Annotated in this window: 14 protein-coding genes; 8 read left to right on the top strand and 6 right to left on the bottom strand. The window is 48.8% G+C overall.

Going from position 1 to position 18774, the window contains the following annotated elements; all coding sequences use genetic code 11:
* Positions 1 to 6 precede the first annotated feature (6 nt).
* From LEPBO_RS0130340 to LEPBO_RS0130325, 4 genes are all read left to right on the top strand, one after another.
* Entirely contained in the window at positions 7 to 813 is an 807-nt protein-coding gene (locus LEPBO_RS0130340) for a TatD family hydrolase (RefSeq protein ID WP_017291369.1), read from the top strand.
* Positions 814 to 1235: 422 nt separating this feature from the next.
* Positions 1236 to 4556 carry a DNA-directed RNA polymerase subunit beta gene (gene rpoB / locus LEPBO_RS0130335; RefSeq protein ID WP_017291368.1) on the top strand — a complete coding sequence of 1107 codons (3321 nt, stop codon included), beginning with the start codon at positions 1236 to 1238 and terminating at the stop codon, positions 4554 to 4556.
* A gap of 123 nt (positions 4557 to 4679) precedes the next feature.
* Positions 4680 to 6545, top strand: coding sequence for a DNA-directed RNA polymerase subunit gamma (locus tag LEPBO_RS44645; RefSeq protein ID WP_017291367.1), 1866 nt, complete (start codon positions 4680 to 4682; stop codon positions 6543 to 6545).
* A 104-nt stretch (positions 6546 to 6649) separates the two neighbouring features.
* The gene (locus tag LEPBO_RS0130325; protein WP_017291366.1) at positions 6650 to 10615 is read left to right on the top strand and encodes a DNA-directed RNA polymerase subunit beta'; all 3966 of its coding nucleotides are present in this window, start codon (positions 6650 to 6652) and stop codon (positions 10613 to 10615) included.
* A 168-nt stretch (positions 10616 to 10783) separates the two neighbouring features.
* Here the strand turns inward: LEPBO_RS0130325 and LEPBO_RS0130320 are convergent, their stop codons facing one another.
* Both LEPBO_RS0130320 and LEPBO_RS0130315 read right to left on the bottom strand, forming a co-directional pair.
* Complete coding sequence (locus LEPBO_RS0130320) at positions 10784 to 11146, bottom strand: pentapeptide repeat-containing protein (protein ID WP_017291365.1); 363 nt, start codon at positions 11144 to 11146, stop codon at positions 10784 to 10786.
* Between the two features lie 123 nt (positions 11147 to 11269).
* On the bottom strand, positions 11270 to 11575 hold the full coding sequence (locus LEPBO_RS0130315; protein WP_017291364.1) for an RNA recognition motif domain-containing protein: 306 nt from the start codon (positions 11573 to 11575) through the stop codon (positions 11270 to 11272).
* A gap of 268 nt (positions 11576 to 11843) precedes the next feature.
* Here LEPBO_RS0130315 and LEPBO_RS0130310 point away from each other — a divergent pair, with 268 nt between their 5' ends.
* Both LEPBO_RS0130310 and rpsU read left to right on the top strand, forming a co-directional pair.
* Positions 11844 to 12143: an RNA recognition motif domain-containing protein gene (locus LEPBO_RS0130310; RefSeq protein WP_017291363.1), complete on the top strand. Its 300-nt coding sequence runs from the start codon at positions 11844 to 11846 to the stop codon at positions 12141 to 12143.
* Between the two features lie 146 nt (positions 12144 to 12289).
* Entirely contained in the window at positions 12290 to 12478 is a 189-nt protein-coding gene (rpsU, locus tag LEPBO_RS0130305; RefSeq protein ID WP_017291362.1) for a 30S ribosomal protein S21, read from the top strand.
* 133 nt (positions 12479 to 12611) lie between these two features.
* Here rpsU and LEPBO_RS0130300 read toward each other — a convergent pair whose 3' ends face one another.
* Positions 12612 to 13877, bottom strand: a complete 1266-nt coding sequence (locus tag LEPBO_RS0130300) for a sensor histidine kinase (RefSeq protein WP_017291361.1) — start codon at positions 13875 to 13877, stop codon at positions 12612 to 12614.
* 162 nt (positions 13878 to 14039) lie between these two features.
* Between LEPBO_RS0130300 and gloA2 the strand changes: the two genes are divergently transcribed.
* Positions 14040 to 14429, top strand: a complete 390-nt coding sequence (gene gloA2, locus LEPBO_RS0130295) for an SMU1112c/YaeR family gloxylase I-like metalloprotein (RefSeq protein ID WP_017291360.1) — start codon at positions 14040 to 14042, stop codon at positions 14427 to 14429.
* A gap of 94 nt (positions 14430 to 14523) precedes the next feature.
* Here the strand turns inward: gloA2 and hisIE are convergent, their stop codons facing one another.
* The 3 genes from hisIE to LEPBO_RS0130275 all read right to left on the bottom strand — a co-directional run bounded on the left by hisIE (position 14524) and on the right by LEPBO_RS0130275 (position 16573).
* Positions 14524 to 15168, bottom strand: a complete 645-nt coding sequence (gene hisIE / locus LEPBO_RS0130285) for a bifunctional phosphoribosyl-AMP cyclohydrolase/phosphoribosyl-ATP diphosphatase HisIE (RefSeq protein WP_017291358.1) — start codon at positions 15166 to 15168, stop codon at positions 14524 to 14526.
* Positions 15169 to 15180: 12 nt separating this feature from the next.
* On the bottom strand, positions 15181 to 16092 hold the full coding sequence (locus tag LEPBO_RS0130280) for an ROK family protein (protein ID WP_017291357.1): 912 nt from the start codon (positions 16090 to 16092) through the stop codon (positions 15181 to 15183).
* A 241-nt stretch (positions 16093 to 16333) separates the two neighbouring features.
* Positions 16334 to 16573: a hypothetical protein gene (locus tag LEPBO_RS0130275; protein WP_017291356.1), complete on the bottom strand. Its 240-nt coding sequence runs from the start codon at positions 16571 to 16573 to the stop codon at positions 16334 to 16336.
* Between the two features lie 132 nt (positions 16574 to 16705).
* Here LEPBO_RS0130275 and LEPBO_RS0130270 point away from each other — a divergent pair, with 132 nt between their 5' ends.
* Positions 16706 to 18772, top strand: coding sequence for an NAD(P)/FAD-dependent oxidoreductase (locus LEPBO_RS0130270; protein ID WP_017291355.1), 2067 nt, complete (start codon positions 16706 to 16708; stop codon positions 18770 to 18772).
* The last annotated feature ends 2 nt before the right edge of the window (positions 18773 to 18774 follow it).

The following is an 18774-nucleotide window of genomic DNA, read 5'->3' as shown; positions in this document are numbered from 1 at the left end:
CTCTGAATGCAACTGATCGATACTCACGTTCATATTAATTTCGACGCATTCGAGCCTGACTTGGATGCGATCGCTGAGCGTTGGCGTGAAGCAGGCGTGGTTCGATTAGTCCATTCCTGCGTGGAACCGTCGGAATTTCCGCAAATTCAGAATCTAGCAAATCGTTTCCCCGAACTCTCGTTTGCGGTCGGTCTTCATCCGCTCGATGTCGAGGAGTTATGGTCGGCGAATTCAGAACAGGAAATTCTCACCCTGGCGCAATCGGATTCGCGGGTTGTGGCGATCGGGGAAACCGGGCTAGATTTTTTCAAAGCAGAAAATCGATCTGAGCAGATTGCAGCATTTCGGACACAGTTAGCGATCGCGAAGCAGTTAGATCTGCCCGTGATTATTCACTGTCGAGACGCGGCTGAAACGATGGCAGAAGTGGTGCAAGACTTTTGGCGCGAGCAAGGACAAGTCAAAGGCGTGATGCACTGCTGGGGCGGGACTCCAGCAGAAACTCAGCGGTTTCTGGATTTAGGCTTTTATGTCAGCTTCAGCGGTACGGTTACGTTTAAGAACGCGAAGCAAATCCATGAATCCGCCAAACTTGTTCCGAGCGATCGCATCTTAGTCGAAACCGACTGTCCGTTTTTGGCTCCGGTTCCAAAACGGGGGGAGCGGCGGAATGAACCATCCTATGTTCAGTACGTGGCTCAACACGTCGCAGCGCTCCGTGACGTTTCGATCGAGCAGCTTGCAAAACAGACGACAGAAAATGCTTGCCGACTGTTCGGGCTGACGATTTCTGAATCGCTTGCTCCGAATTGAGCAGCGATCTCTAATCGACGTGGGAGGTATGCAGTTTCAGCCGCATCCGCTAAGCCTGCATCTCACAAGTTCCTCGAATCGTCAAGGCACAAAATGAAAAACTTGCGCCATAATGAGAAGAGTGCGAAAATTACTAGGCTAATTTTCATTGACTTGTTGAATTCAGCTTTTCGGGGTTGAATTCTATGAGCTTTTCGCACCGCCAACGAATCAAGGCTACGCGGCTCACCTTTTTCGTTCCACCTTCATTGGCAACCTTGGAGGCTTAACTGGCTAACTCACCCGTTTCTCAACGTCCAACAATCTAATATTCCGTTGTTTTGGGGTTCTTTAGAAGCCCAAACTTTTTGCATTGACATATTTTTGCAATTACCGTAAAATCTGGGATTCGCGATCGCAGCGCGACCCTGCAGAGGAGACGCATGACTGAGCAGCAGACCTATACCACTCCCGCCTTCGTACTACCGGATTTAGTTGAAATCCAGCGGGCAAGCTTCCGTTGGTTTCTCGAAGAAGGGCTTATCGAAGAACTCGACAGCTTTTCACCGATTACTGATTACACCGGGAAGCTAGAACTTCATTTTATCGGCAAAAACTTCAAACTGAAACGTCCGAAGTATGATGTCGATGAAGCTAAGCGTCGAGACAGCACTTACGCCGTTCAGATGTATGTCCCCACTCGCCTCATCAACAAAGAGACTGGGGAAATCAAAGAACAGGAAGTGTTTATTGGTGACTTGCCGCTGATGACCGATCGCGGAACGTTCATCATCAACGGTGCGGAACGTGTGATCGTCAATCAGATCGTTCGTAGTCCTGGCGTATATTACAAGTCGGAAACCGATAAGAATGGTCGTCGGACTTACAATGCGAGTTTGATTCCCAACCGAGGCGCATGGTTGAAGTTTGAAACCGATAAGAACGACTTGGTTTGGGTACGGATCGATAAAACTCGGAAACTGTCGGCGCAAGTGCTCCTCAAAGCGTTGGGTCTGACCGATAACGAGATTTTTGATTCGCTGAGACATCCGGAGTATTTCCAGAAAACGATCGAGAAAGAAGGTCAGTACGGCGAAGAAGAAGCGTTGATGGAGCTTTACCGGAAATTGCGTCCGGGTGAGCCTCCGACCGTTTCAGGTGGAGCACAACTTTTAGAGTCGAGATTCTTTGACCCCAAACGCTACGACTTGGGCAAAGTGGGTCGCTATAAGTTGAACAAAAAATTGCGCCTGAACGTACCGGAAGCGACCAGAGTTCTGACTCCGCAAGATATCTTGTCGGCGATCGACTATCTGATCAACCTGGAATTCGATATCGGCATGATCGACGATATTGACCACTTGGGAAATCGTCGCGTTCGTTCGGTTGGTGAATTGCTGCAAAACCAGGTGCGAGTTGGGCTGAACCGTTTAGAAAGAATCATTCGGGAACGGATGACTGTTTCTGATTCGGATTCATTAACTCCTGCATCTTTGGTCAACCCGAAACCGTTGGTCGCTGCAATCAAAGAGTTCTTTGGTTCGTCGCAGCTATCCCAGTTCATGGATCAAACCAATCCTCTCGCCGAGCTGACCCACAAACGCCGGATCAGCGCACTCGGTCCAGGTGGCCTGACTCGTGAGCGTGCAGGTTTCGCGGTGCGTGATATTCACCCATCGCACTATGGACGGATCTGCCCGATCGAGACTCCTGAAGGCCCGAACGCAGGTCTGATTGGCTCACTCGCAACCCACGCACGCGTCAATCCGTACGGATTTATCGAAACTCCTTATTACAAGGTCGAGAACGGTCGGGTTCGCAAAGACTTGCCAGCCGTCTATATGACCGCGGACGAAGAAGACGATCTGCGGGTGGCAGCAGGTGACATCAACACCGACGAAGACAACAACATCATTGGAGAATCGATCGCAGTTCGATATCGCCAAGACTTTACGACTGCTGCACCTGAAGAAGTGGACTATGTTGCCGTTTCTCCGGTACAGATCATCTCGGTTGCAACTTCGCTGATTCCATTCCTGGAACACGATGACGCGAACCGAGCCTTAATGGGATCGAACATGCAACGTCAGGCAGTTCCTCTGCTGCGTCCAGAACGTCCTTTAGTGGGAACTGGGTTAGAAGCACAGGCAGCGCGTGACTCTGGGATGGTCGTCGTCAGCCGAACTGATGGTGAAGTGACTTATGTCGATGCGACAACGCTGCGCGTGAAAGATGCTGCAACTGGTAAAGAAATTGAATACCAGATGCAGAAGTATCAGCGATCGAACCAAGATACCTGCTTAAACCAACGCCCGATCGTCTTTGTCGGCGATAAGGTGAGAGCTGGGGAAATTTTGGCAGACGGTTCTGCGACTGAGCGAGGCGAATTAGCGCTAGGTCAAAACATCCTAGTCGCCTACATGCCTTGGGAAGGCTACAACTACGAGGATGCGATTCTAATTAGTGAACGCCTCGTTTACGACGACGTTTATACCTCAATTCACATTGAGAAATATGAAATTGAAGCGCGTCAAACCAAGTTAGGGCCGGAAGAAATCACGCGTGAAATTCCCAACGTTGGGGAAGATTCTCTGCGTCAACTGGATGAAAACGGCATTATCCGAATTGGAGCCTATGTCGAAGCGGGCGATATCCTCGTCGGTAAAGTGACTCCGAAAGGGGAATCTGATCAGCCTCCTGAAGAAAAACTCCTGAGAGCGATCTTCGGTGAAAAGGCGCGCGATGTAAGAGACAACTCTTTGCGTGTACCAAACGGTGAGAAAGGTCGGATCGTTGACGTGCGGGTGTTTACTCGTGAGCAAGGAGACGAATTGCCGCCGGGTGCAAACATGGTTGTTCGTGTTTATGTCGCTCAGAAACGGAAGATCCAAGTCGGCGACAAAATGGCGGGGAGACATGGAAATAAAGGGATTATTTCGCGGATTTTACCGATCGAAGATATGCCCTATCTTCCCGATGGCACACCCGTTGACATCGTTCTGAATCCACTCGGTGTACCGAGCCGGATGAACGTGGGTCAGGTCTATGAATGTCTCTTAGGCTGGGCAGCTCAATGTCTGGAAGCTCGATTCAAAATCGTGCCATTTGATGAAATGCACGGCGAAGAAAAATCGCGTGAATCGGTGCATGGCAAATTGCAGGAAGCTCAGGACACGCGGATCAAAGCCACCGCAGATGGTTACTGGCTCTACAATCCAGACGATCCAGGTAAGATTCAGGTCTATGACGGACGAACGGGTGAAGCCTTCGATCGACCGATCACAATCGGTAAAGCTTACATGCTGAAACTGGTTCACTTGGTTGACGACAAGATCCACGCGCGATCGACTGGTCCGTACTCGCTCGTTACTCAGCAACCGTTGGGTGGAAAAGCGCAGCAGGGTGGACAGCGATTCGGAGAAATGGAAGTGTGGGCGCTCGAAGCATTTGGAGCTGCTTACACCCTGCAAGAATTGCTGACGGTGAAATCCGACGACATGCAAGGGCGAAATGAAGCGCTCAATGCGATCGTTAAAGGTAAAGCCATTCCGCGACCTGGAACACCGGAATCCTTTAAGGTCTTGATGCGCGAGTTGCAATCTCTCTGTCTTGATGTGGCAGTCCACAAGGTTGAGACCAAAGACGATGGAAGCAGCCGAGATATGGAAGTTGATTTAATGGCGGATGTCAATAGCCGTCGCGCGCCGTCGCGTCCAACTTATGAGTCGATTTCGCGTGAATCGCTGGAAGAGGACGACGATTAAGCCTAGAAGTTAGAACGCTGTAAATTAGCATCTATCCTTATCCAGGCAAGATGTCGCCTTCACAGCGTTCTGCTTCGTACCCCTCACACATTTTTGTCGCTACACCAACTCAAGGACAACACGATGCCAAAGATAGAACAGCGGTTTGACTATGTGAAAATCGGTCTGGCATCTCCGGAACGCATTCGCCAATGGGGAGAACGGACTTTACCGAATGGGCAAGTCGTTGGAGAAGTCACGAAGCCAGAAACCATCAACTACCGTACACTCAAGCCTGAAATGGACGGCTTGTTTTGTGAGCGGATTTTTGGGCCTGCAAAAGATTGGGAATGCCATTGTGGCAAATACAAGCGGGTTCGCCACCGGGGAATTGTCTGTGAGCGTTGCGGAGTCGAAGTAACCGAGTCGCGCGTTCGTCGTCACCGGATGGGGTATATCAAACTGGCGGCTCCTGTCGCTCACGTCTGGTACCTCAAAGGGATTCCAAGCTACATGGCGATCTTGCTCGATATGCCACTGCGCGATGTTGAGCAAATTGTTTACTTCAACGCTTACGTTGTTCTCAATCCTGGTAATGCTGACAATCTGACCTACAAGCAATTGCTGACCGAAGATCAGTGGATTGAGATCGAAGATGAACTCTACAGCGAAGATTCTCAGCTGAGCGGAATCGAAGTTGGCATCGGGGCGGAAGCACTGAAGCAACTGCTGCAAGACATCAACTTGGACGAAGAAGCTGAAAGACTGCGCGAAGAAATCGCAGTTTCCAAAGGTCAGAAACGCGCCAAATTGATCAAACGTCTGCGCGTCTTAGATAACTTCATCGCGACAGGCTCATTGCCTGAGTGGATGGTGTTAGATGTCATTCCGGTGATTCCACCGGACTTGCGCCCGATGGTGCAACTCGATGGTGGACGGTTTGCGACTTCCGACTTGAACGATTTGTATCGTCGCGTGATCAACCGCAACAATCGTCTGGCTCGTCTGCAAGAAATTCTCGCTCCTGAAATTATCGTGCGGAATGAAAAGCGGATGTTGCAAGAAGCAGTAGACGCATTGATCGATAACGGTCGTCGGGGTCGAACGGTCGTCGGGGCAAACAACCGTCCGTTGAAATCGCTCTCCGACATTATCGAAGGGAAACAAGGTCGATTCCGTCAGAACTTGCTCGGTAAACGGGTTGACTACTCCGGTCGTTCTGTAATCGTAGTTGGGCCAAAGCTGAAAATTCATCAGTGTGGACTGCCGCGAGAAATGGCGATCGAGCTTTTCCAACCGTTTGTGATTCATCGCCTAATTCGTCAAGGCTTAGTCAACAACATCAAAGCCGCGAAGAAACTGATTCAGCGTAACGATCCGACCGTTTGGGACGTTCTAGAAGAGGTGATCGAAGGACACCCTGTCTTCCTGAACCGCGCCCCGACGCTGCACCGTCTGGGGATTCAAGCCTTTGAACCCATCCTCGTCGATGGTCGTGCCATTCAACTGCACCCGCTTGTCTGTCCAGCCTTTAACGCTGACTTTGACGGTGACCAAATGGCGGTTCACGTGCCGCTCTCGCTCGAAGCTCAGGCAGAAGCGCGCCTCTTAATGCTGGCATCGAATAACATTCTTTCGCCTGCAACCGGTCGCCCGATCATTACGCCTAGCCAAGATATGGTCTTAGGCTGCTACTACTTGACCGCAGAAAATCCAGAAGCGACAAAGGGCGAAGGACGCTACTTTGCGAATCTCGACGATGCGATCACAGCTTACGAACAGAACCAAATTGATCTGCACTCCTACGTTTGGGTGCGATTTGATGGCGAAGTCGAGGGTGGCAATGGTGACTTGATCGAGCAACAAGAAGCCGAGGGCATTGTGACCAAAATCTATGAGTCTTGCCGTCGTCGTGAAGATGCAGACGGGAATTTGATTTCGCAGTACATCAAAACAACAGCAGGGCGAATTATCTACAACAAGACAGTGTTCGACGCATTGGTTAGCTAGTCGGGAGCTAGGAGCTAGGAAGATTGGGGGAAGCTTTGAGAACACTTCCCCACTCCCCACTCCCCACTCCCCCACAAAAACTCACGGCAAACATGGGGCACAGCATGGCAGAGCAGAACTCAGAAAAGCAAGTTTTTCGTAATCAGGTTGTCAACAAAAAAGAATTGACTAACTTGATCGCGTGGTCATTCACCCACTATGGAACTGCCCGCACCGCACAAATGGCAGACTTGATCAAAGATCTTGGCTTCCGATATGCAACGCGCGCAGGCGTTTCCATCAGTGTCGATGACCTACAAATTCCTCCGACAAAGCGAGCGCTACTTGATGCCGCGACTGAAACGATTCGCGACACCGAAGAGAAATATACTCGCGGAGAAATCACGGAAGTCGAACGGTTCCAAAAAGTAATTGATACTTGGAACGGAACCAGTGAAGAACTTAAAGACGAGGTGGTTCGACATTTTCGATCGAATAACCCGCTCAACTCGGTCTACATGATGGCATTCTCCGGAGCACGGGGAAATATCTCACAGGTTCGTCAGTTGGTCGGGATGCGGGGCTTGATGGCAAACCCACAAGGGGAAATTATTGACTTGCCGATTAAGACCAACTTCCGAGAAGGCTTAACGGTAACGGAGTACATTATTTCCTCCTACGGTGCGCGCAAAGGTCTTGTCGATACCGCGCTTCGGACAGCCGACTCTGGATACCTCACCCGTCGATTGGTGGATGTTTCTCAGGATGTCATCATTCGTGAACTCGACTGCGGCACGACCCGAGGCATTCCAGCGCGTCCCATGATGGATGGCGATCGCGTTCTTATTCCGTTGAAAAATCGTCTGCTCGGTCGCGTTGCCGCTCAAGATGTCCTGCATCCTGAAACCGGGGAAATCATTGTTGCTCGCAATGAAGCCATTTCAGATGACATTGCTCAACTGATTGGGAAAGCAAAAGTTCAAGAAGTCGTCGTGCGATCGCCGTTGACCTGTGAATCTGCGCGATCGGTTTGTCAGCATTGCTATGGCTGGAGCTTAGCCCATGCTCACATGGTCGATATTGGAGAAGCAGTCGGGATTATCGCGGCTCAATCGATCGGGGAACCCGGTACACAGCTTACGATGCGGACATTCCACACCGGTGGGGTGTTTACCGGAGAAATGGCGCGTCAAGAACGGGCAAACTTTGATGGAACGATCAAGGTTCCCAAACGCTTGAGAACTCGTCCCTACCGGACTCGTCATGGAGAAGATGCGCTGATTGTTGAGAGCGCAGGATCTGAACTGAAAATCACACTGGAAGGCTCAGGCGGACAGCAACAAGCCTTCACCGTTTCACAAGGGGCGACGCTCTTAGTGAAAGATGGGATGAAGGTGAAAGCTGGACAGACTCTCGCAGAAGTTCCTTTAACCGGACGCGGACGCAAGACGACTGAGAAAGCCTCGAAGGACGTTGCCTCTGACTTAGCTGGAGAAGTTCGGTTCGCAGATGTCGTTCCCGAAGAGAAAAAAGACCGTCAAGGTAACACCACTCGAACTGCACAAAGAGGCGGTTTGATGTGGGTACTCTCGGGCGAAGTGTATAACTTGCCGCCGGGTGCTGAACCTGTGGTGAAAAACGGCGATCGCATTGAAGCCAATAGCACGATCGCTGAAACGAAGCTCGTCACTGAAAATGGTGGGGTCGTTCGTCTACCTGAGAACGGAGTCGAAAATAGCAAAGGCGGGCGCGAGATCCAAATCATCACGGCATCCGTCATGTTGGATCAAGCGCGAGTTCGGGCTGAGACCTCTCAAGGACGGGATCAGTACTTGCTGGAAACCGCTGGAAATCAGACTTTCTTACTGAAAGCGACTCCAGGAACTCAGGTTACAAACGGTCAAGTCGTCGCTGAACTGAGAGACGATCGCTACCATACTCAAACTGGAGGAATCATCAAGTACTCCGGCGTTGAGATTGGCAAGAAAGGCAAGGCAAAACAAGGCTACGAAGTCATCAAAGGTGGAACCATTCTCTGGATTCCCGAAGAAGCGCATGAGGTGAATAAAGACATCTCGCTTCTGATGGTCGAAGACGGTCAGTATGTCGAAGCCGGAACCGAAGTTGTGAAAGACATTTTCTGTCAAAGCAACGGAGTTATCGAAGTCACGCAAAAAAATGACATTCTGCGCGAAGTGGTGATCAAGCCGGGCGATCTGCACATGATCGATAGCTTGGATGAGGTGATCACTCGTGAAGCAACGCTCGTCAATCCAGGGCAGCAAGTCATGCCTGGATTAACCGCGAGTGAACTACTGTATGCCGAGTACGTTGAAACACCGGAAGGTCCGGCAATTCTACTGCGTCCGGTGACTGAATTTAACGTACCAGATGATCCAGCAGTTCCAAGCCAAGAATCTGCTAAGGAAGAATCGGGTCGAGCAATTCGTCTCAGAGCTGTTCAACGCCTGCCTTACAAAGATGGTGAGCGGGTCAAATCCGTTGAAGGTTTGGAATTGCTCAGAACTCAACTCGTTCTCGAAGTCGATCAAGACGCGCAACTCGCTGCTGATATCGAATTGATTCCTGATGAGACTGATCCTGAAGTCATGCGGCTTCAGTTGGTGATTCTCGAATCGCTGGTGATTCGGCGTGACATTGCCGCTGACGTGACTCAAGGCAGCACTCAGACTCGCATCATGGTCAAAGATGGCGACCAGATTACCGCAGGAGCGGTTGTTGCTCGGACTGAAATTCTCTGTAAAGAAGCAGGGGAAGTTCAAGGGATTCGCCAAGGGGCTGAATCGATTCGTCGGATTCTCGTCGTTCGTGAAGTCGATACAGTCACCCTGACCGCTAGTAACCCGAGTGTCAAAGCAGGCGATCTGTTGATTGCTGGCAGTGATATCGGTGGAACTGTTCTTGAAGAATCTGGACAGATCTTGAGTGTCCAAGGCGATCAAGTTGTTGTGCGGATTGCTCGTCCGTATCGCGTCTCTCCGGGTGCAGTACTACACGTCGATGATGGCGACTTGGTACAACGGGGCGATAATCTCGTGCTGCTGATTTTTGAGCGCACCAAGACGGGAGACATCATTCAAGGTTTGCCGAGAATTGAAGAACTTCTAGAAGCTCGTAAGCCCAAAGAAGCTTGTATTCTGGCACGTCGCGCGGGAACGGCTCAAGTCGTTTACGGAGAAGACGATTCGGTTGAAGTGAAGATCGTCGATCGAGAAGGTCTGATCACCGAATACCCAATTGGTCCCGGACAAAACGTGATCATCGGGGATAGTCAAGAAGTCGCGGCTGGAGAGCGGCTTACAGATGGCCCTGCAAACCCGCACGAATTACTCGAAGTGATGTTCCGAGCCAGAAATGAAGAAGTCAGTTTGCATGATGCGGCTTTGTTTAGCTTGCGGGAAGTTCAGACCTTCTTGGTAAACGAAGTGCAATCGGTGTATCAATCTCAAGGGATTGATATTTCTGACAAACACATCGAAGTCGTCGTGCGTCAGATGACCTCAAAAGCACGAGTTGAAGACGGCGGTGATACGACGATGCTGCCCGGTGAGTTGGTGGAAATCTACCAAATTGAGCAAGTCAATGATGCGATGTCAATCACTGGGGGCGCACCTGCTCAGTATGAGCCTGTGTTGCTCGGGATCACGAAAGCTTCACTCAACACAGATAGTTTCATCTCTGCGGCAAGTTTCCAAGAAACGACGCGGGTACTGACTGAAGCTGCGATCGAAGGAAAATCTGACTGGTTGCGCGGTCTGAAAGAGAACGTGATCATTGGTCGTCTCATTCCTGCGGGAACGGGCTTCAATGCTTACGAAGAAATGGGTAGCCCAGCCGACATTGATCCAGTTTATGATCCAATGTTCTTGGATGAGGATACTGATTTCTCGGATGTCGTTCTTGACGATCGTACGGCGCGCTCTTATGGCTTAGAAGCAATGGACGATCGTCCTAGCTTTAGCTTTGAGAGCTTCGGCAACTCAGATGAAGCAGATTCAGATTCGATCTATTCGCCGATTATTGATGATGATGATGATCTGATCGCAGATGATATGGATGACGATCTGTAATGGTTAGGGAGAGCCGGATGTTGAGGAATTGACCCGCATCCGGCGATTCATGCAAACCGTCGAATGACTCGATCCATAGTTCATATAAAAGCCTCCGGCTAGACACCGGAGGCTTTCTTACTTGAAGAAATAAAATTCTAAGAAAATAGCACTTACTACAGATAGTACCTATACAGGTGGAGAGGTGAGAGGAGTTTTAGGAGAAGTACGATTCACTAGGTCGGGTAGGATTGTTCCTTTCAGATAGGTCTGCCTGAAATTCGCCTGATTCGGATTGGTATCGCTTAGATTGGCATTAGTAAGGTTGGCTTGAGTAAAATTCGTGCCTGTTAACGTTGCTCCAGTCAGAATCGCATCTGTGAGGTTGGCATGACTGAGGTTAACTTGAGTCAGATTTGCCTTCGTTAAGTTAGCACCACTCAAATTGATGCCCGCTAGATTCAGATTTCTAAAGTTAACAGCAATCAGATTCAGATTGCTAAAGTCTCGTTGTCCTGCCGCATATCGACTGATAATTTCTTTGATATTCATTGGGATGAGGATAGAGAAGAACATGCCTTGCAACAGCGCATCATAAGAAATGAGGCAGACTGTTAGCCTGCCTGCAAGACTTTATAAGATGCGACTGAATTAAGAATTCAGAAATTCAACACTCTAATAGCGCCGAGAGGAGCCACCTTTACGATCGAAACTGCCGCCACGAGAAGAGCCTCTGTCTTCACGGGGTCTTGCTTTATTCACTGTTAAATCGCGTCCCATCCATTCCGCACCATTTAAGGCTTCGATCGCGGCATCCTCTTCCGCATCGCTCGCCATTTCAACAAATCCGAATCCGCGTAAGCGTCCTGTTTCGCGATCGGTCGGAAGCTGAACACGCTTGACTGTTCCAAATTCAGCGAAAATCTCAGCAAGATTTTCTTGTACAACCTCATAAGAGAGGTTACCAACATAAATTGACATACAATTGTTGCCCCAGAATTACAGTGTAGAGAGAGTTAGATTCGGAGCAACATTTGATAGAGGAGATCACATTGCCGAAGATAGTCTCTTCTATAAGAAGTTTAGCATAATCTTGACCCTTAGGTGCGATCGCACAAATCAATTTCCCCGCATATTGCTCTCTCTATGCTAAACTTCCTGATAAGGTTTATCTTCGGGCGTGTAAATCGTTCCAGCCTAGCGTTTCTCCGAACATACCTCTCTTCATTGATGATTCTGGAGAATCTTTATGTCAGTTTACGTTGGTAATTTGTCCTATCAGGCGACACAGGATGGTTTAACCCAGGCTTTCTCAGAGTATGGAACCGTGAAGCGGGTGCAACTGCCGACCGATCGCGAAACGGGTCGGATGCGGGGATTTGCTTTTGTCGAGATGGGAACCGATGCAGAAGAAGACGCTGCGATTGAAGCACTCGATGGAGCCGAGTGGATGGGGCGCGATCTCAAGGTGAATAAAGCGAAACCCCGTGAAGACCGCGGGTCGTCTCAGGGGGGGTGGGACAATCGAGGCGGTTCTAGACGTTACTAAACTTAAAGACTGGAGCAGATGCGCAAATTTCGCTGTGCGTTAATGGCAGCTTGAATGCTTACAGTCAAAGTTGGTCAGAGGCTACTCAGTCATGGGTAGCCTTCTTCATCAGCTTTCATTACATTTCATGTTCGGGAGGAGAATGAATGCCCCAAGTTATTCCAGGTGAGAATGAAGGAATCGAATCTACATTACGTCGATTTAAGCGAGAAGTTTCTAAGGCAGAAATTTTTCCAGATATGAGAAAGCATCGCTATTTTGAGACACCAATCGAAAAACGCAAGCGTAAAGCATTGGCGAAGCATAAACAGCGGAAGAGAAAATTCCGGCATTAGCCTGGTAAAAGATGAAAAGCCGAGCTGTTTCGTTCCTGTGCCGCTTACAACTCAAGTTCAGAATGGGTAAACCCAACATTTTTCAATCACCCTACTGAGCGAACTGAAAGCCTTAGGCGCAAACGTTTTAAACCTACGTTGGGGATTGGCTATCGGATTGGGGGAGCGTTACAGTAACAGTTGTTCCCTGGTTTACCTGACTGTCAACTTGAATGTGTCCATGATGGTTTTCAACAATGGCGAGCGCGATCGCGAGTCCCAATCCTGATCCTCCCGTTGCTTTTGTTCGAGCTGGATCAACTCGATAGAACCGATCGAACAATTTCGCGATCGCGCCTTCTGGAATTCCAATGCCCGTATCAATGACTTTGGTTTGTAATCCAGCTTTCGTTGCGACTAGCTCAACTGTGATTTCTCCCTGCTCGGGAGTGTATTTGATCGCATTACTAATCAAATTTGTAAACAGTCGAGAAAGCTGATCCCGGTCACCCTGTAACCAATATTCTGACGTGCGATCGACCTTAAATGACAATTCCTTGTCTGCGGTCGTAATGCCTTGTTCTTCTAAAACCTCATCGAGTAAATCATCGAGCGCGAGCGCAGTTCTCTGAGGTTGAACAATCCCACTATCCTGTCTCGCTAAAAATAGTAAATCATCGACTAGTTTGCCTAGTCGCTGAGTGAGCCGTTCAATCACTTGCAAATATTGCTGCTGAATCTGAGGGTCAGGATCGGACAGTGCCACTTGTACATTCGTTTGAATGACAGCGATCGGGTTTCTCAACTCATGCGATGCATCAGCGGTAAACTGCTTCAACCGTTGATAGGATTCGCGAATCGGTTGCATGGCAATTCCCGACAGAAACCACCCGATCGCAGCAACAATTCCCACCATGATCGCCGTGCCAACACTCAAGTCCAATACTAATTGACGAGTTGGCTTTGTGACTTCAAACCAAGGATGGCTCACGCGCAAGTATCCTAATACCCGATTGCCAATCTGAACTTTCTCAGTCACCTGCCGCAAGAGTTGTGTGTCGGAGACATGAACAGTCTCGCCATCGTGATTGACATGCATGGGAATAGAAAGGGGTTCTGCAAAGGTTGACCACAGTTGTTGCCCCTTCGCATCAAACCACTCCAAATCGATGTGATCGTCTTCCAAAGAAATGGAATTATCCCGAAAGCTCGCTTCAACATTGACGCTCACCTGATCCCCGATCGCTTGGATCACCAGCGATCGCTGAACGACTTCTGCCACATGATTTAAGGTGTCATCAATGCGCTCGATTAATGTCGATCGCACATAGAAATAAAACCCACTTGCAAACACTAACAACAACACAGCGGTGACTGTGGTGTACCAAAGTGCTAATCGTCGTCGTGTCGCTTGAAACATAGGTTTAATGACTGTGAGGAGGTGTGAATTAACCCCTTCCATTTGATAGAAGTTGCAGAGCTTTCTACTCGTTAATTTAGCAGAAACTTCTGGCTGCACTCCTTTAGTTTCAGGTTCCGATTACGATCAATTTGATTGATCTTGTATTCATTTGACCAGACGATGCAAAACATTCAAGCCGTTCATCACATTGCAATTATTTGCTCCGACTACGATCGCTCAAAGCATTTCTATGTCCATTTACTAGGCTTTTCAATCATTCGTGAGGTCTTTCGAGAAGCACGCCAATCGTACAAGCTCGATTTGCAAGTTGATTCTCAGACTCAAATTGAATTGTTCTCTTTTCCGAATCCGCCTGAGCGACCCTGCTATCCCGAAGCTTGTGGTTTGAGACACCTCGCTTTTTCGGTTGCTGATTTGGATCTCGCGATCGCTGACCTCTCTGCAAAAGGAATCGAAACTGAACCTGTTCGAGTCGATGAATGGACGGGTAAACGATTCACTTTCTTCAAAGATCCAGATGGTTTGCCATTAGAACTCTATGAACGCTAGTGAACCTGAATTTGATTCAGAATTGCCTGATCAAAAAATTCAAACTGCTCATCCATGATTTTTGGGTGAATTTCTTCGATCAAGCCGTGCATCTCTATCGGCGAGACTGAAGCTTGCGATAAACATCTTTCAAATCCACACCATGATGCGCGATCGCGACTAATGAATGAAAGAACAAATCCGCCACTTCACCCGCGATCGCATCTTTGTCATCATCCTTACAAGCCATCACCACTTCTGCCGCTTCTTCACCAATCTTTTTGAGAATCTTGTTATCTCCGCCTTCAAATAATGTCCGAGTGTAAGACTTCTCAATGGGGTTATCTCTGCGATCGCAAACCACAGCAAACACTTGCGACAAGGTATCAGCAAGCGGAGGCGTAATGCTGCCATTCACTTGATGAAAGCAGCTTCTTTCGCCTGTATGACAAGCAATATCACCAATCTGCTCAACTGAAATTAACAGCGCATCACTATCGCAGTCGTATCGAATCGCCTTCACCTTCTGCGTATGTCCAGACGTTGCCCCTTTATGCCAAAACTCTTGCCGCGATCGACTCCAAAACCAAGTTTCACCAGTTGCTAGCGTCTTTTGCAGAGACTCTTGGTTCATCCACGCCATCATCAAAACCGCGCCATCCAAATAATCCTGCACGATCGCAGGTACTAAACCGCGATCGTCATATTTAATCTTGTCAGTGGGGATGGAATCAGCAGAAACAAGTTCGATGGAAGCCATAACAATCGGTGTTTATTCAGGGCAGTTCTCAATGTAACGTGAATTGAGAGCTAATTTTGCAGCCCCAATCATTCCAGCGCAATTCCCTAACTGAGCAGGAATGATCTGTAATCCTTCTCGCGAAGTTGGCATGACTCGTTGTTCGATTTCTGCGATCGCGCTTGGTAAGAAAAATTCTGCACTCGCACTGATTCCCCCACCAATTAAGATCGCTTCTGGAGTCAGGACATAAATCAAACTCGTCAAACCCAGTCCCAAATCGCGTCCATAGGATCGCCAAAATTCTAAGGCTGCTGGATCGTGCGATCGCGCTAATCTGCACAATTCATCCGGTTCTTTTCCCGTCCGTCGTCGAATTGCTTGAATCGACGTATGCTGCTCCAGAGAGCCGCGATTTCCACTCTTACAGGGCGCGCCATTCGCATCTAAGCTAATCAGCCCTAATTCACCTGCTGCGCCCGTATGTCCGATAAACAGTTCCCCGTTCAAAATAATTGCCCCTCCGACCCCGGTTCCCAGCGTCAGAAGAATGAAATTTTGAAAGGCTTTGCCAGCACCGAGCCACGCTTCTCCTAAACCTGCACAATTGGCATCATTCGACAAAATCGTCGGTCGTCCTGTTTTTTCTTCGATCCAATCGGCTAAGGGAATCTCAATCCAATCCGGCAAATTGATTGCGATTCGGGCGATGCGTCCTCTAGCATCGGTTGGTCCTGGCATACCAATTCCGATCGCACAAGCTTCGCGCTTCGGATCAAGGTCAGCGATCGCATCAACGATCGTCATCAGCACCGCTCTAGGCAAAGCGGGTTGAGGCGTTGGAACCGTGAGTGCTTGAAGGCACGTTCCATATGGAGTAAACCGTCCCAATTTAATTGCTGTCCCACCTAAATCGATGCCCAGAACTTGAATTGCAGCCTTCATCACGTTGCCTGAAAAATAGGATCAATCAAGAGCCTACCGGATAAACTGCAAAACTGGCTCAACCTCGGTAAGCCGCATCCGACTTTATCAAAGAAAGTTTCGGATTTCGCACATACCATGTCCGCTTTAATCACTCCTACACAGACTTCGGCAACCCCCAAATGAAGGTGATTCCGGGATGGACTTCTCATATAAATTGATCGCTTAGAAGTGTAATTGATAGCTTCTCAACTTAGACATTTCAGCATGAGTGCGGAAAATCCTGCCAAGCTTGCGTCACAATATCGCTGAGCCATTGCCGCTGTTGGGCATCTAGAATTGCGTCGTCGGCTAGGACTTCAGCTTTGATTTCTTCTAAAGACTGTCCCTGAGAGCGAGCGGTTTCGATCACAACAGCGATCGCGTTGAGAATAAGTTCTTCAGCCCCAGGAGACCGTACTGAGATAGATTCAGAAGCGCGCGGTGAAATAGGATAATTCATAGTGCTGATCTGATCCGAGTCCTCGATAATAATGAAAATGATGTAAAGAATTTAATTTGGTATCAGGAGTAGCTTGTTTTTTATTGGTTTGTCAACCGTCTTGCTGAATTGATCGGAGTTTAGATCTTACTCATGGAAGAAATCCTTTACCTAGAAGTCCCCACCCCCGATACGGCTGCGGTCATTTCATGGCTGCATGCTGACTATGCTCCTGAACAAGGCGAGAAAGTCCTCATGCCTGCGGGGATTCGGCTAGGTGAACTTTCGATATTTGTCTGGTCAGTTCAGCGATCGACCTATCTGAAAGTATTTCGCTGGGCAGATCGCGCTGGAGCAGGTGAAGCAAAAATTCTCCGAAAATTAGTGGCGGATTTGAGAGAAGAATTTCCGCCAGTCTATCCTGCTCCTCCAAACATTGATTTATCGCAGCAGTCGATTTTTGAAGCATTAGCGGCAGATTATCCGAAAACGGTTGAGTTTTTCAAGAAAATACCGAATGGCGAGTATGACTTAAATCGCGTGTACTGGTGGGAACAACGCTGGCGTGAAAGTGTCCAGACTCCTCAAACTCCGAAGCAAGTTGTTTTCCGCACGGATGATGGCAATATCACGCCAGCGAAGCCATCTTATGACCTCATCTACATTGGAGGGGCGTTAGGCATTGTTCATGCGGCTGTGATGGCAAAATTGGGCTACCGGGTGCTACTGCTGGAGCGGATGCCGTTTGGACGGATGAATCGGGAATGGAATATTTCACGCAGTGAGTTTCAGAGTTTGATCGATTTGGGATTGTTTACAGTCGCCGAATTCGATCGAGTGATTGCGGCTGAGTATGTCGATGGCTTCCACAAGTTCTTTGATGCAAACAATCCACCGCAAGCTAAGGCGAAGATTCTGCATACGCCGACGGTTTTGAATATTGCGATCGATGCAGAAAGATTTCTCAAACTCTGCGGGGATAAGTTCCGCGAAGCGGGCGGCGAAATTTGGGATGAGACTGAGTTTGAACGAGCCGATATTAACCCAGATAAAGCGACGATTTACGCGAAACATTTGCCCACTGGAAGCGATCGTCAAGTCACAGGGCGGTTGCTCGTAGATGCAATGGGAACGGCTTCACCGATCGCGTGGCAACTCAATTCAGGTCGAGCCTTTGATAGTGTTTGCCCAACAGTTGGAGCGGTGATTTCTGAAGGATTTGAGCCGGAAGTCTGGGATGTGCAATATGGCGATGTGCTGAACAGTCACGGAGACATTTCTCGCGGACGGCAGTTAATCTGGGAGCTTTTTCCGGCTGAGGGCAAAGAACTTACTTTCTATCTGTTCCACTATCATCAAGTGCATCCTGAAAATCCAGGTTCTTTACTTGAGATGTACGAGGATTTCTTTACGATCCTGCCCGAGTATCGGCGTTGTGACATGGATAAGCTGGTCTGGAAGAAGGCAACGTTTGGCTACATTCCAGGACATTTCAGTATGAGCAGTCGCGATCGCACCATTGCATTCGATCGCTTAATTGCGATTGGCGATGCTGCTTCGTTGCAATCTCCGTTAGTGTTTACAGGCTTTGGGTCATTAGTACGGAATCTATCTCGTCTGACTCATTTACTAGATACAGCACTGAAGCATGATTTACTCGATCAGCGATCGCTGAATGCAATTCGGGCTTATCAAAGTAATGTCTCTGTGACTTGGATGTTCTCAAAAGGCATGATGGTGCCAACCGGTAAGATTTTGCCGCCGCAGCAAGTCAATTCGATGCTGAATACCTTCTTTGATGTCCTTGCTGATCAGCCGCCAGCGATCGCAGATGCATTTATCAAAGATCGGGTGACTTGGACAAGATTTAATCGCATGGCACTCGTTGCTGCTAAGAAAAATCCGCGTCTTTTACTCTGGATCTGGCAAATGGCAGGCGCAAAGGATCTGACCCGCTGGCTAGGGAATTACTTGAACTTTGCCGTCAGTGCGTTGATGAGTTGGATCTTTAGCGGTTGGTTTCCAAAGCTGCTTTATCAGATGCAACCTTGGTTAGAGCCTCGATTGCCCTCAGTGTGGCTGTGGGGATTGTCTCAGAGCTATGCGCTGACGTATGGACTAGGAAAACCACATTTGATGCCGAAGTTTCAGCTTACAAAGCCAAGAGCGAAGGTGGAAGTGCGATCGCGATTAGGTAGTCAGGAACCAGAAATCGGATAAGT

Source organism: Leptolyngbya boryana PCC 6306 (genome assembly GCF_000353285.1).
In the GTDB taxonomy this organism is placed as follows: Bacteria; Cyanobacteriota; Cyanobacteriia; order Leptolyngbyales; family Leptolyngbyaceae; genus Leptolyngbya; species Leptolyngbya boryana.
This window is presented reverse-complemented; position numbering and strand designations above follow the sequence as displayed.